General features: G+C 35.9%; 9 protein-coding genes. 6 read left to right on the top strand and 3 right to left on the bottom strand.

The window, feature by feature from the left end:
• Positions 1–67: 67 nt before the first annotated feature.
• Both KFE94_14575 and KFE94_14570 read left to right on the top strand, forming a co-directional pair.
• Positions 68–724, top strand: a complete 657-nt coding sequence (locus tag KFE94_14575) for a DUF4476 domain-containing protein (GenBank protein UTW65865.1) — start codon at positions 68–70, stop codon at positions 722–724.
• Positions 725–780: 56 nt separating this feature from the next.
• Positions 781–1,266 carry a peptidylprolyl isomerase gene (locus KFE94_14570; GenBank protein ID UTW65864.1) on the top strand — a complete coding sequence of 162 codons (486 nt, stop codon included), beginning with the start codon at positions 781–783 and terminating at the stop codon, positions 1,264–1,266.
• A gap of 71 nt (positions 1,267–1,337) precedes the next feature.
• Here the strand turns inward: KFE94_14570 and KFE94_14565 are convergent, their stop codons facing one another.
• On the bottom strand, positions 1,338–5,798 hold the full coding sequence (locus tag KFE94_14565; protein UTW65863.1) for a fibronectin type III domain-containing protein: 4,461 nt from the start codon (positions 5,796–5,798) through the stop codon (positions 1,338–1,340).
• 395 nt (positions 5,799–6,193) lie between these two features.
• Here KFE94_14565 and KFE94_14560 point away from each other — a divergent pair, with 395 nt between their 5' ends.
• Both KFE94_14560 and KFE94_14555 read left to right on the top strand, forming a co-directional pair.
• Positions 6,194–7,174 carry an alpha/beta fold hydrolase gene (locus KFE94_14560; protein ID UTW65862.1) on the top strand — a complete coding sequence of 327 codons (981 nt, stop codon included), beginning with the start codon at positions 6,194–6,196 and terminating at the stop codon, positions 7,172–7,174.
• A 37-nt stretch (positions 7,175–7,211) separates the two neighbouring features.
• Positions 7,212–8,264, top strand: a complete 1,053-nt coding sequence (locus tag KFE94_14555) for a nucleoid-associated protein (GenBank protein UTW65861.1) — start codon at positions 7,212–7,214, stop codon at positions 8,262–8,264.
• A gap of 3 nt (positions 8,265–8,267) precedes the next feature.
• Here KFE94_14555 and KFE94_14550 read toward each other — a convergent pair whose 3' ends face one another.
• Positions 8,268–9,017 (bottom strand): mechanosensitive ion channel family protein, encoded by a 750-nt coding sequence (locus tag KFE94_14550; protein ID UTW65860.1) that lies wholly within the window; start codon positions 9,015–9,017, stop codon positions 8,268–8,270.
• Entirely contained in the window at positions 9,014–14,089 is a 5,076-nt protein-coding gene (locus KFE94_14545; GenBank protein UTW68288.1) for a hypothetical protein, read from the bottom strand. Before KFE94_14545 ends, KFE94_14550 begins: the two co-directional genes overlap by 4 nt.
• A gap of 357 nt (positions 14,090–14,446) precedes the next feature.
• On the opposite strand from KFE94_14545, the gene KFE94_14540 reads away from it, so the two are divergent.
• Together KFE94_14540 and KFE94_14535 are read left to right on the top strand one after the other, a co-directional pair.
• Entirely contained in the window at positions 14,447–15,520 is a 1,074-nt protein-coding gene (locus KFE94_14540; GenBank protein ID UTW65859.1) for a VOC family protein, read from the top strand.
• 109 nt (positions 15,521–15,629) lie between these two features.
• Complete coding sequence (locus tag KFE94_14535; GenBank protein UTW65858.1) at positions 15,630–16,343, top strand: hypothetical protein; 714 nt, start codon at positions 15,630–15,632, stop codon at positions 16,341–16,343.
• The last annotated feature ends 104 nt before the right edge of the window (positions 16,344–16,447 follow it).

Raw genomic sequence — 16,447 nt, 5'->3', positions numbered from 1 at the left:
ACAAACTAAAGTAACTTCTCACATGATATTGCAACGAAACAAGCATCTTTTATTAACAATTTGGTTTATGATTTTTGTCAGTTATATCGGACATTCTCAAGAATCCAAAGTCGTTTTTTTCACCCATAAATTGGGTAACTTTTACTTGTACATTGATGATCATTTGGTTAACCGTATTCCCATGTCTCAGGTTCAATATCCCGGGCAGCCAAAATCCAGTATCCATTACAAAATAGTTTTTCAAAATCGTGAACTCATGCCGCTCAAGGGTGAGTTATATATCAAAAATGATAAAACCCATATTCAAGTTATTTATTATAAAAATGAACAGGTTCTCATCTACAATTTTCATAAAGTGAAAATTGGGAAATACAAACCGGGCTATGTTGGACCGGTTATACCTCAGAATGATACTTATCAAGGTCGATATGGGTGTGTTCATTTACTCTCTGACGTTGAGTTTGAAAAATACCTTAATCAAATACGTAAAGAGCATCATACACAGGCTAAAACTACTTTGATCCAACAACTGATAAAAAACCATTGTATCTCTGTATTCCAGCTTAAACAGATTCTTCTTACACTTCCTAAAAAAAACGATCAAATCGAAATTGTAAAGTTTGCATGGGCCTATATATATGATCAGGAAAATTACAAGACACTTCATCCTATGTTTCCTAATGAATTCATGAATATTTTAGAATATGTTCATGTGAATCAATAATTTGTTCACATTTCCTGTGATTCAAATCACTACATTTGCAGCCCAAATTTTAAATCATGAGAATAGAACAAAACAAAGTGGTAATGATTCATTACACTTTAACAGATAAAGATGGAAATCTTATCGATAGTTCAGAAGGTAGAGATCCTTTAGCATACATTCAGGGTATAGGAAATTTAATTCCCGGATTAGAACAAGAACTTGAAGGCAAGCAAAAAGGGGATAAATTCAAGGCTGTAGTTCCACCAGAGCATGCTTACGGTAAAAGAGATGAATCTTTAATTAGGGTAGTTCCCAAGTCAGGTTTTCAGGGTGATGAAGAAATGACCATTGGTATGCAGGTTCAAATCGAAACCAGCGAAGAAGGTATGGCTATTGCTACTTTAACAAAAATTGAAGGTGAGGATGTGACTTTAGATCTTAATCATCCTTTAGCTGATATGGATTTACATTTCGATATCGAGGTTATAGATATTAGATTAGCGGAAGAAGATGAACTGGCACATGGACACGTACATGGTCCAGGTGGTCATCACCATTAATCAGAAATTATCATATAAAAAAAGAGCGGTTTCAAATGAAACCGCTCTTTTTTTATCAATTTATTCTAAGCTTATTTAATAACAAACTTACGTGTAACCACTTCACCTTTAGCTTCGAATTGAACAAAATATGTTCCTGTAGCTAAATGAGAAACATCAAATGTTTCCTGGTATGCTCCAGCATTCACATTGATTTGTCTTCTTAATACAACTTCACCTGTAATACTGATAAACTTAACGTTTACTTCGTCTACATTGTTAAAGTTAGACATTTCAATATTGATTAGATCAGAAGCTGGGTTTGGATACATTTTCAAAGTACTCACATCAAAAGAAGGAACACTTAATAAGAAGTCAACTCTTACAGTATCCGTACCAATACATCCATTTGCATCAGTTACAACAACTCCAATTAATCCCATGTTGTCTTTATTCACAACAAAAGTTTGAGTTGTAGTTACATTATCACTCCATAAGTAAGAAGCGAATCCAGCACCAGCATCAAGCGTATAAGTTGTATCAGCTCCCCACCAGCCAATTGTAGTGTCAGGACCTAGATCAACAACAACAGGAGCTCTACCTGTTACTTCGATTGTACTTGTTCCAATACATCCAGCAGTTGTCGTAACTATTACAGAATAATTAGTTGCTCCAGCAGCATTAGTAGCTACAGTTCTGGTTTGTAAAGTAGAAAGATCATCCCATAAGTAAGAAGCATAACCTGCGCCAGCGTCTAAGTCAAATGTAGTTCCAGAACAAACCGTTGTATCGTTTCCTAAATCTACAGTGATTTCAGCATCAACAGTTACAATAATAGTATCCGTACCTGTACACATGTTTGCATCAGTTGTTGCTACATACATTGTATGAACAGCAGAACCTACAGTTGCTCCAACTACATCTCTAGTTTGTAATGTAGAAGCATCATCCCATAAATAAGAGTTGAAACCAGCTCCTGCATCCAATACTAACGTAGCATCGTAACAGATGGTTGTATCATTACCTAAGTTAGGCATCATTGGTGCATTCACATCCACATTTACTGTATCGTAACCGTTACATCCATTTGCATCTGTCACTATAACAGAATAAGCATTTGAAGCAGCCATTGTACTGTTTACAATTCTAGTTTGCGTAGTTGCACCGTTATCCCATAAGTATGAAGAGAAACCAGCTCCTGCATCAAGAGTCAGTAAATCATTCACACAAATACTGGTGTCGTTTCCTAAAGAAACAACAACTTGTCCTGGCTCAGTAATAGTTACAGAAGTCATCACACTATCACCTGCAGCATCAGATACAGTTACATCATAAGTACCAGCAGTTACACCAGTAATTGAAGCTGTAGTTGCAGAGTTACTCCATAAGTAAATATATGGCATCACACCATTAGTAGCCGTTACAGTGGCACCACCATTTGACATTCCGTTACATGTAACATTACTATCCACCACAGCAGTTGCAGTTAGAGGTACAAATAGTTTTACATTATCAACATAAGCATCATCACCTCTTCCACCAGTTCCATTTGCTACATCATATTTACCTGAGTGCTCAATGGAAAGACTAAATGATGTTCCAGCATAAGAGGATAAATCAACAGACATAGTCACAAATGGATCATTATCATCAGTAGTTGGGTTTACACTTAAACCTACTTGAGTTCCATTTACTAAAACACGAGTCCATGAATACTTATTTCCATAAGTATATGTTTGTTTTAAATCATACTGTAATTCCAATGATGTTAATGAAGTTGCATCCACAATCATATCAATACCAGAGATATGTGAAGAGTTATTTACAAACGCTTGCGTTTCAGTAGTAGATGTACTACCACCTGACCAACCAGTTGATGTCTTACCAGTTAATAATACCCCATAAGTACTCGCATTATCAGCTACAGTATCTACACCAGCATAAGACTGTGCAGAGTCTCTTAATCCCATATACAATCCTAAACCTGATTCTAAATCATTGATGTATGGGAAAGTCATAATAGTATCGATTGCAGTTGAGAAACTCATCATACCAGACCACACAGAAGAATCTGCAGGGCCACAAATTGCTCTTACATAAAACTCGTAGTTTTCATTTGCATCTAAGTTAGTCAATGTAAATGGATTTGATGAAGCCGGAGTGATAGTTCCTGTTCCAGGAGTAAAACCAGCTGTATCCCATTCAATTTGCCATGATGCAGGAGATCCGATTTGTGTCCAAGTTAATGTTGCTGTTGAATTAGTTACAGCAGTAACATCAAGAGAATCCGGAGCAAAACAAGATGGAGGAGGTAATACATTTAATGTATAATCCTCAAACGAAGCATAAGATCCTGTATAACATGGATCAGATGGAGCAGTTGAGCCAAGGCCACTATCAGAACCACCTAATCTTAATCTATGTTGACCTAAAGTAGCGGTACTTGGAATTGGTAGTACTGCACTGTAAACAGTTGGGTTTGCATTTGTAGATTCACCTAAATAAACATGCTCACCAGCGTCATCAAAATCCAAATCATTATTCCAGTCTACAAACGCCCACATGTTATAAGTATAACCAGTAGCTAACGTAATATCAATCGCCAGGTTAGTTTGTTGTTGCGCATTTGCAATTAAGTTGGTATAGTTTCCATAATTTCCTGGTTCAGCACCTGTGGTATTATTTACTGTATCCATAGAAACATTTGTTATCCCATCACCATCAACGCTACTTGGATTTGGAACACAATATCCGGTATAAAAAGAAACCGGTCCTGTCCAGGTAGAAGTATCACCTGCGCCACAAATCGCACGCACATAGAATTGATAGAATTTTTCCGGAGTTAAACCTGTAATTGATGCAGGATTCATTGACGTTGTATCCATTGTTCCTGTACCTTGAGTAAATCCAGTTGTATCATACTCATACTGCCATAATGTTGCTGATCCCATTTCTGACCAGTTTAAATTTGCAGTTGTTAATGTAATATCCGTAGCCTCTAAAGTATCCGGAGCTGGACAAGAAGGTGGAGTTGAGAAACTAATTGGACCTGCCCAAATCGAAGTATCACCGGCACCACAAATTGCTCTTACATATACGTTATAATCAGTCAATTGTGTTAAACCAGTAATTGTTCCTGGGTTCATAGATGTTGTATCCATGTTCCCTGTACCCTGAGTAAATCCAGCAGTATCATACTCAAACTGCCATAAGGTGGCAGAACCATTTTCAGTCCATGACATTGTCGCAGATGAATATGTCATGTTATCTAATGTTAAAGCAGAAGGCTCAAAACATGATGGCATTTCCATTACAGAAACATCATCTAAAAGTTGATCCTGGTAATAATCACCTGTACCACCACCTGATTCAGCTCTAAATCTAATTTTAACAAGGTTAGAACCATAAGTGAATGAAGATAAATCATACCAATAAGGCGTCCAACCACCATTATTTACATGAAGAGAATCAACTTGCGCCCAAGCAGATCCATTCCATGCTTCAATAATCAAGTCATTTGTATCATTATTATCTACATTATTCACGTAATAATAAAACTTCAAATAAGCAGTAGTTAATGCACTCACATCAACATCATTCATAATTAATGATACAGCTTCATCCGAACTAGATTGATCCATCCATGCAAAACTCCCTCCATTTCCAGTATGATCAGTAGCTGAAGATGCACCATAATCTGGTGAACCAGAGAAAACCCAAGGTCCTCCAGTTACAGCAGTCTGAGACCAACATGTTGGAGTTGAATTTCCATCAAATGATTCTGTCATTGGTGCTACAGTAGGGTTACAAGAAGTCACAAAAGAAAAAGGACCTGCCCAATCTGACGTATCACCAGCACCACAAACCGCTCTTACATAAAACTCATAATCTGTTGCAGAAGTAAGAGATGTTGCTGTATATGGGTTTGAAGAAGTCGTATCAATAGTACCAGTTCCTTGAGTAAACCCTGCAGTATCATATTCATATTGCCATAATGTTGCAGAACCCGCTTCTGTCCAACCCAATTGAGCCGTTGAAGTTGTAATACCTGTTACAGTTAAAGCTGTTGGTTCAGGACATGAAATGGAGTACATATTAATGTCATATGAAGTAATACATTGTGGTGTTGCCCAAGTAGATACCAAAATATAATATGTAGTTCCTGCTGTTAAAGACACACCGTACACTCCTCTGGTGGAGGTCCCACTTGATCCTACATTACCTAAACAGTTTCCTGAAGTTGTAGAATCATCAGTAATAAATATACCTGACCATGAAGTTGCAATATTGGTTAACTCAACGTTAAAATTGGAGATATTAGAACTAGGTGTGAAACTGTAAATCTTTTCATCACCGTCAAGATAATTTCCTGTACACGAAATATCACCCGTATCATAATTATCACCATAGCCACAAGTTGAATCACCTACAGCCACAAAAGGCAAGGCACTCACTACCTGAGGATTGCTAAATGTCGATCCTGCTTGCGAAAAAGCAAACTGACCGGTTAATAGAAGTCCCATAAGAACCCCTAAGAGTTTAAATTTTTTCATACACTCTATTTTTGATTTTATTTTAAAAAGATAACGTGGTGCTGTCAGAATATCACAGACACGACAGCGCATCTCAAAACAGATTTGAGATGTAAGATAATTTTGCCAACTAGGGGCCCCGATTTTGTTACATTAGGTTATTGGATAATTTATATAATCATAGATTTTATAAAGGTTTTAAATTAATCATTCTTATTGCTCAACCGACAAATTTAATTTTTACTTCCCCATTTGTCAAGGAATTAGCCCACGTTAACATATATAATTGTTAACAATTACTTAAAATAGACATTTTTTGAAACATTATTTTGAAAGGGTTGAGCCATTCTTTCACAGATTTTTTATTCGTATTTTGTATCATCTATTTTCTACATTTTTTATGTAGTATTGATCTTGTGAAACTCAGTTTACAAAATATCTGGTTAAAACTAAAAAAGCCGTTTATTCTATGCTTTGTTGTTTTGGTTGTAGCCTTTGTATTTCTTAATATCATAGCCAGAAATCACGCAGAAAAATTCACTCATTTCACATCAGAAAGACATGATCGAATTTTAAACTTGGAAGATTCTTCCTTTAGTGTAAAAGCCAACGCTTTGATCTATGGTATTCCTACTTCTAAACCTACAAACTCAAAAATTGATTTTGATTTTGTAGAAATTGATACGATTCCAGGAACATTTGATCTTGAAATATGGAAACTCGACATGGAACCCTCAAAAGGTATTGTGGCTCTTTTTCATGGGTACCGCGCTTCAAAATCTTCTTTATGGAAAGAAGCCCTGGCATTTTACCGTATGGGGTATTCGGTAATTCTTGTTGATTTTAGGGCAGCCGGAAACTCAGAAGGTTATGTTTGTAGTATTGGTTATTTCGAAGCTGAGGATGTTCAAAGAGTTACCAACTGGTGCGAAACTCAATATCCTGATCAAAAAGTTTTCTTATATGGTGCTTCTATGGGTGCTGCTGCAATTATGAGAGCCGTTTCAGATTTGAAAACTACCCCTGATGCTATTATGCTTCAAAGTCCATTTGCTTCAATGTTAGGAGCCGCTAAATCTCGTTTTAAGCTTATGGAGGTTCCTTCATTTCCTTCTGCACATCTACTTACATTTTGGGGTGGCTACATCAATGATTTTGATGCTTTTTCCCATAATCCAAAAGACTATGCAAAAAATATCAAATGCCCTACTCTTTTAATCCATGGTCAATTGGATAATCGTGTATCCTGGGAAGAAACCAAAAGTATATTTGATCATTTAGATGGTTATAAAGAACTTGCAACTTTCGGAAAATCAGGTCATGAATCTATTTTGAATCGTGAAGAGGCAAATTGGGTATATTTAGTTACAAATTTCATGGAAACCCAAAACCAATAACATTACATTTGACAGCTCAAATCAAGGAAGTATAAATATGTTAGATTTTTCTACTGTAGATATTAAAGAACTGGTTATTCATCGTGTTGGAAACAAACACAACGAAGAAGATTTTTTCATTTCGCAAAGCCCTTTTCAACTTACGGATGGATTGAGTTTAATGATTTTAGATTATTTCGTAAAACCCTTTATGAATTTGCAGGAGTCTAATCAATTTACCCATGAAATTGATTTGTCATACAATGAATTGAACGGAATTTGTAAGGATATTTTTGAAGACCCAAATTCTTTATACATCAATTCTGTAAAAATTCTAAAGCATCTTCATGAACAAAGTCAGCATCCGCATATCAAAACAGGAGACTTATTTGTAGCTTATTTTGATGATATATTATATCAGGATAAAATGGTTTCGGCAGTGGGTATTTTTAAATCTGAGAATAAAACTTCCTTTTTACAAATTGGCCAGGAAGATTCTAATCTTGAGTTATTAGAACAAAAAGGAATCGACATTAAGAAACTAGATAAAGGGTGCTTTGTCTTCAATATCCATGAAGAAAATGGTTATAGTGTATTTTCGGTAGATAGCAACAATTATGATACGGAATACTGGATTAATGAGTTTTTAGGAATTCGTCCAACTGAAGATGAAGTATTCCATACCAAAGAGTATGTAAACCTTTGTAAAGGCTTTGCCAATGAAGTTATCCAATCCACCGAGAACAAAACGGAAGAAATCAACTTCTTAAACAAGTCTGTTAAATATCTGGAGCGAAATGAAAATATTGACATTGAAGAATTCAAGGATGAAATTCTGGTAGATGACGAAAAAAAGCAGGAATTTGACCAATACAAATCTATGTATGAATCACAGCATGGTGTGGCCATTCCTGATGCCTTCCCTGTTTCATTACCGGTCGTGGAAAAGCAGAAAAAGAAGATTAAAAACGAAATCAAACTAGACACCAATATCCAAATTAAAATTGCGGTAAACAATCCGGATTCAACGCATAAGTTTATTGAACAAGGGTATGACCACGAAAAAGAAATGAATTTTTACAAAGTCTACTATAACAATGAAGTTAAGTAAGGTTTAATCTATCAAAAGCTTCTGCGCTCTTAAATTCTGAAATAACGCTACTTCTACCAGTTTACCACTTTCTGAATTCTGCGTATACACAATGGCTCTAAGGTTTATTCCGGAGTCATCCAAATCTGTCACTTCAATTTTCACTGGTTTTGTAAGCATCGTATATGGAATTTGAAGTATTTCAACTTTCAATTTCTGAATCGCTGCATCTACAGATATTTCAGGTTTAAACTTCACTGCGATAGCACACATTTCACTCTTTAAATCCCTTTCAAGTTTACGTACCTTATAATCGCTTAAACCTCGATATGGAATATACCCTATCTCACCCTTATCCATACGAATTTGTAACCCTCGATATCCCAAATCAACAATAACTCCGGCATATTGGTCATTAGACAGGAAATCACCTTTAGCTATTCGGTTCTCAAACTTAATAATCACCCCATTTAAAACGTCACGCCAATACCTCCCCCCCACAAGGAAAATCACACCCAGTAACACCAATGTTATGAGAAAACTATTATTGAGCATATAAACGAGTAAAATAAGCCCAATCAGAAACCAAATAATCAATTCAAGTCTTGGCCAGGAGTCCTCAATTTTCTGAATCCAATACTCAGATTTAACCAAAACAAATAGATACCTTTTGATCAAACGAATGACCAAATAAGTCAGCAACAAAGCCAATCCTACTACAAATACAATTTCTATTTGGAACGCATTTATTTTTATTTGCTCTAAATCTGTCATTCGTATTTATTCAAATAGTTTTGGGTTTTCAACTGTTCTATCACCCACTTTAAAACCAATGGTTCAATCATATACGTATTCTTCGAATCCTCTTTAATCAATTTCGTATACAATAATTCTTTAACAACTCTATGTACAGTCGCTTTATCCTGAAGTTCAAATATTTCCAGAATATTATTTAAATGCAACTTTTCATGCAATACAATATGCGTGAGCAAAACACCCCAGGTTATTGGAAATAAAGAAGGTAATTTCTGCTCTTTATACGCAGACACATACACCGTATCATCCTCATATCGTTTAATGCTTGCTAACCACCTCAACATAGCCACACCTATATTTCCATTCGCACCATTTGCAAACTTTTCAAAATGCTTCAGTAATTCTCTATGCGTTGGTTTCTTATCCGGTTTATTTTCAAATAGAATATCAACTCCAGCTAATTGATGTCTGTTCAGCATCAATTCACTCAGTGCTCTATTATTTGCTGGTGGTAATATAATAGTCGCAGCCAATACAGAATCCAAATTGGTTACCTGACGAATAATATCATACGCATAGATATTCATAGTCAAAATGAATCTGTGTCTTTCCCCATATCGTTCAATCAACCAAACCAACTGATCAATAAACTTTCCTCCATTATTTTTTCTGAGCCACCACAACTCAAGTTTATTAAAGGTAAAAACGGTTCCTTCTGGCAACGAACTCATGATATTAAAGAAATTGCCTTCAAGTCCTGTTGACTTTTGAAATGCAGTTAACAATTCAGAGTTCTCATTAATTCCTTGTGGAGGAGGCAATACCCTAACAATTCGCATCGGGTTAATTTGATGCAACATAGTCTCTACAAAATGCGATTTACCTGCCAGCGGTTCACTAATCACCAGTACTCCTCCGGTCTCGCCTTTATTTAAAGCAGCAACAGCCTGATCAATTTCAAAATCACGATCTATTGCAGATTGTTTATTAAACACCTGCTTACCAGAAAACAAATGACGATAATAAGTCGGTAAATTTGTCGCAACAGTCTCGTTCATCGCATTGGCTTCAACGAAATTTCTAAACATTTTTCGCTTATTTACCAACGTTTTATTTCGCTCATTAAACTCAGCTAATCTTAACTGATGTTGTTTTCTCTTAATTTCAAAAATAGAGTTGGATAACAATTTTGAGGTATACGCTTTAACCGTCTCAATTCGTTTAAAAATACCTTGATATCCATGTTTTATATGAACAAATCGACTTAAACTATTCGAAGTCGTTAATAACTCTGATACACTCAATTTTGAGGATAATTCCGAGAACTGTTTTTCCAACATGGATACAAATTCTATTTCGGTATTATCAATAAGTTGATTGAGTTCCAATATATCTGCTGCGAGTTTTTCTTTCAATTGAGCAGCTTGCTTTACCGATTCTTGAGCGCTACTTTCAGATAATTGATTGATATAGGAAATTCTATTTCCCATTTCTTCAAACTTGGTTGTAACCACATTATATGAATGTGTAACTCGTCTGTTCAATGGTTCAATAAAGTCCAGTTCCAGATAGTAATCTGCAATCTTTTGCAAATCAATCGTAACCTGTTCTACATCCTCTTCCTGAAAATCTTCGAAATTGAGAATGGAATCTTCATTAATTAAATCAATAGATTCGGGTAAATTCGCAATACTATCACGCATTTCCTCATGTACACGACTCAAAAACTCCGATGGATTATGACTCAATAGTTCATTTTCATCAAAGTTGGATATTCTTGTATTCTCCTTTGCTTCATCAGAGTTTACCAGTAGTTGATCCAGATGTTTTGATACTCTTTTAAAAATCCCAAACACCTCCATTCTTGCATCTCTGGCTACCTTCTCTTTTAAAAACACCAACTCAACATGCAATCTGGTGGTCACCACCCAGGTCTGGAATAAATTACCAAACAACTTTTGATTGCGACTCCAAAATGTCGAAAAGTCCAGAATTTGATTCCTGGCTTTTCGCATTTGCGCGACATTAAGATCTTCGTCTAAATCTTCAATAATGGCGTTAGCATCCATTCGTTTCACTAACTCCACCAGTTTCAAAATCATTTCCCGATCTCTGTAATTCGCTGTACTCAGAAGCTGCTCAGGTTTTTGCTTGATAAATTCTATTTGATCCATCAAACCTGTACTCACTTGTTTTTTTGCATTATTAACCAGAACGGTTCTTTTCTCGGGTTCCAGAATTATATTATCCAATAATTCCTCAATTACAATCATTGTACGTTCGCGAAGCGCTTTGATATTCAATGCTTCAATCATTCCCAGATCATGAAGCATTTTCTTAATATCAACCAAATTGGTTGTTGCCTCATAATACATTAAAAGATCTCTCCAATCAATGGTCAAAGATGCTCTTCCGAAAATACGATGTACCCATCTCTTCTCAAACTTCACCCACTTCGCCTCCGAACCATCTCTTCTATGGCCAACAAGTTCTTCTTCGGACAATATTCGCTTAAAATTTTCCGGATTATTAGAAAAAATTCCCTGTCTTCTGTTGGCCCATTTATCAATTTCATCATCTAATAGTGCCGCCAAATGATCGGTTTGCCCCTCCAGGAATTCATTCAAAGTACCCATGGTTTCCTGATGTAAAATCAGAAATTGTTCTTTAAAAACCGTAGCGCTTTTCTTCTCTTCTATTCTTTCAAAGAAAGTATTGAATATAGAATGATACTTCTCAAATATATGGACATAGGCTCCAATAATTACTGAAACTCCACCTTGTGTAAATATCTGGTTGCTTTTAAATAACCGCTCTTCCAGGTTTTGAAAATATCGGTTAACACTGGCCTCAAAAGGAAGATCAATTTTCTTTAATGTAAATAACTTAATCTCACCTACCTGTTTTCTAGCCTTTGGTTTAAATCCAAGGCTTATCTCAGAAAACTGAGATGATGCTCGTACCATTAAAGTTGTTCCGATATTATCCAACAGGTTATTGGTTTTAGACACATACGTTTCTACATCATCAATACGATCAGGAACGCCTAAAAACACTAAGTCTGCATACTGCGAATAGTGTTTCATCAAATCAAAAATCGATAGTTTTTCTACACTATTATTAATGATTTTAATCTCCGCTTGCAGTCTGAATTCAGCTAAGATTGAAGTAATACTTTCCTGAATTTGTCTACGCTCGGTTTTATCATCATTTACCAAAATAACCCGAACATTGGCATTTGCCCATCTTTGAGAAGAGAGAACAAATTTCACCAATCGGATGGTCAGAATCACATTATTACTGATTCCTCTCCACCATAAATCTATCGTTTCATATTTGCCAAACCCTCTCTTTTCATCATAATCTAAATATAGAACGTTGTAATCCAAATCAATTAAGGACTGCGTCAAACTTGCAAACTGACTAGGAAACTCTGTATTCCTTGCCCATCCCATTAATATCGTATTCGGCTCGATACCCGAAAATCCATATACACTGGCAATCGTTTCAATTCCCGTATAAATATCTTTAACTTCCTGCCTTCTTGTAAAAATCCCATCTGCTCGGATATCTGCGTTTTTCACACCTTTATCCTTTTTAGGAAACAATACTTTTGCATCAGGACTTTCTATCAAATCAAAGTTTGAAATCATTCCAGAACGTCCACCAAGATCTTTGGATATTTCAATCAAATGAGGTCTTTTATCCGTCCCCCCGGAGAATAACAAGATATTAGGTCTCCAATAATTTTGATTCTCTTCAATACCGTCCATTCGTTTAAGTCCGGCTTTTACCACGGAGGACCAAACACTCCCCCAAATATCTCCGGAATTTAAACTCATTTCTTTTCGCTTCAGGAAAAAATAGGTTCCAAACAATACCATATACGCCAACACCATAGCTAATGGATCAATTTGAAACATTACCGTAAAAGTGGCAATAAAACCTATAGCACCTACCCATCTACTTACCTTGAATTTAGGAGAGAAGTCGCTATTGGCCCAACTCTCAAGGAAAAAAGAAAGATTAATAAAGTTATACCCCATCAGGTAAAACATGGACACCAATCTGGCTATGGCATCTAGCTCCCCAATAAGCACACCTATTTCCGCGATAATAATGGTTAAGATCAATGCATTTCGTGGTTCATTTGATTTCCCAGAACCATGCGCAAACATCTTAGAATAAGGCGTAATATTATCGATACTCATTGCCTGGAAAATCCTTGGCCCCCCAAGTAATCCTCCCAAAGCAGAAGACAATGTCGCTCCCCAAATCCCTGCAATTACCAATGGAGCAAACAATGCAATATCCATTAATATATTATAATTGGATTGCAATAGATTTTCATCTACTCCCAAACTCAAGAATACTGCCAGTCCAATGTAAATAATAAGCCCTACACCAATGGCCAACATGGTACCAATTGGAATATCTCTTTTTGGGTTTTCCAAATCTCCACTCATTGCAATTCCAGCGGTAAAACCCGTAACTGCCGGGAAGAATATTCCAAACAACAATGCAAACGAAACTTCTTGTTCTGGCCCTGTAATATTGCCAGCTACTTCAACCCCACTTAAATCTCCTAAGAAAACACTGACCAGTGATAAAGTAATCGCCCCAAGAATTAAGTATTGTGATTTAATGGCTACAGAAGTACTGATATAAACCAGAATAGTAAGTAACAACAACGCCAATGTTCCGGAAACCCTAAAATCATTGATTGTTGATCCCATCCCTAAAACAGGATTAAAGTTCTCGGCAAAACCGATAAGATAAAGCGCAATACTAAATGATGTAGCGACAAATAAGGTATACCCTATGGCACCACCCATTGGAAGGCCTAAACTTCTGGACAACACATAATATACACCACCTGCACCGACTTTCTTATTCGTTGCAATAGATGAAATACTCAATCCGGTAGCTATGGATATCACATGGGCAATTAGAATAATAACGATGGAACCGGTTAAGCCAGCATGTCCTACCACCCAGCCTAACCTCATGTACATGATTACCCCTAGGATCGTAAGAATAGATGGTGTAAATACCCCTCCGAAAAAACCGAATTTCTTTTGACTGGCCAAATTCTTCAATTAAAAAATTAGACTTCCAAAGATAGTCATTGACCCTAATTATATTGCTATTTAAAACCGCTGTATTTTGATGTTATTTGATATAAAGAAGCAATAATTTAGTCGGAATTATTTAAAAAGTTTATGAGTCATCCGTTGTTCAAAACCATTTAACTTTTCTATAACATCCCACATCATTATTCAATAAATTAGCTTCGGTTAAATGAAAATTATTGAAATATTATAGTTGAGTGACATTTACCTAAAGATGAGGCCAATCCTCCCCAATTCGTTTCATTTCCAGTAAAATATAACGCTGCCCAATTATGATTTTCAGCACAGGAAATGGTATTTCCTAAATCGAGTAGAATGAAAAAAAAACTCATTTACGGTATTCAACAAATTGGAGTTGGCACTGACGATGCATACAATGCATATGAATGGTATGCTTCAACTTTAGGGTCCAATGTGATCGTATTTGAAGATCAAAATGAAGCCACATTTATGGCTCCATATATGGGTGGTTCGCCACATAAAAAAAGAGCCATATTGGCCATGAATCCGCTTGGAGGCAGTGGCTATGAACTATGGCAATACACCGATAGAACTCCAATGGCTCCAAAATCACCTGTTATTATTGGAGACATTGGTATTAATGCAGCCCTGGTCAAATCCAACAACATTGAGAAGAGTTATGAGAAGCTAAATAAAAAAGGGATTACGCTACTATCCGCCATTCATGAGGAGCCTGATGGCATGAAAAGTTTCTATATCGAAGATCAAAATAGCAATATGCTAAAAATCAAAGAATACAATTCATGGTATTCTAAAACCGGATTCGATACTGGAGGTCCATTCGGTTGTGTTATTGGAGTTTCTGACATGGATAAAGCTTTAGCATTTTATACTGATATCCTGGAATATGATCAAATCATTTACGATAAAAGCGGGGTGTTCCCTGATCTGTATGATCTTAAGGATGGTATTGGAAACTATAGACGGGTTCTATTATCGTATTACAATAAAAGACAAGGTGGTTTCAGTAATCTCCTCGGTAAAAGTCAAATTGAGTTAATTCAATGTTTAGAAGCGGATACCCCAAGAAAAAAGATCTTCGAAAATAGATATTGGGGTGATATTGGATTCATCCATCTCGCTTTTGATGTACGGAACCTTGACCTTCTGGTACAAGAGTGTAAGGATAAAGGTTATCCATTTAGAGTGCTTAGTAATGGATCATTTGACATGGGAAAAGCAGCTGGCTATTGGGGTTATATCGAAGATCCGGATGGGACACTCATAGAATTTGTAGAAACACACAAAGTTCCAATAATAAAATGGTTAAATTTAAATATAAACCTCCTCAAAAGAGAGCCAAAGCAACCCCTACCCGGCTGGATGATCAATGCCATGCTCAATAAGAAAACGGAAATCACAGAATAAAATGTTTGTACGAAACAATTCACATTTACAATTCGTAGGGTATATGGCTTTATGCCAATTATAACCACATTCTTTCATCAATATAAATTGCACACCAAATCAAGTAAATATGTCGCTGAATAAACGATTGACACTAACCAGTAGCCTATATTTTCTTTTAGTGTTATTCATATACATCTTTCATTTTACAGCATACGATTGGACCGAATTTATCTCTAAACCAATCGCTCTGTCTATTTTGATTTACTACTTTGGTGTCAATAGCAAAAAACTACCAAAAGGCTTGAAAAAAGGGATTATTCTGGGACTTATATTTTCCATTCTCAGCGATATTTCATTCTTGCTAAGAGTTCACACAAGTCAATGGTTTATCATTGGAACATTTACATTCTCGTTATTAGCCATCTATAGTTATGCTCAGGGATTTCAGCATACCAGCAGGTCATTCCTTTCCATTTTTGATTTTAAATCTATTACAATGATCAATCTGTTTTTAAGTCTGTTGATCATCGTATTTCCGATCTCAATATTCGTAATTGAAGACCTTCAAACCTGGCAATATCCTGCCATCTTGTATCAGATCTTACTATGGATTTTGGTTTCTCAGGGCTTAAAAAGACAGGATCATGTGAATGAAAAAAGCTATTATTTGGTTTTAACGGGAATTGTTCTCTATTCCATTACCACAATGTTACTTACACTTCAAAACTTTACACAATCGGTTTTTAACTTTGAAAGCTTCCCGGTACTTACTTATTTCATTTCTCAATATTTTATTGCAGTTGGGGCTATTTATCAAGCGGAACCTGAAAATACTGATTAAATCGTGAACTTAATTTACCACTAAATTATTTCAACATTTAGTCGTTACAATCCTTACCATAATTTTTTTTATTAGGTAACAATTTTTGGTATCATTGGGTGTTC

This window comes from bacterium SCSIO 12643, assembly GCA_024398135.1.
Lineage (GTDB): Bacteria > Bacteroidota > Bacteroidia > Flavobacteriales_G > Salibacteraceae > CAJXZP01.
The sequence above is the reverse complement of the archived record's forward strand: the minus strand, read 5'-3'. Positions and strand labels throughout refer to the sequence as shown.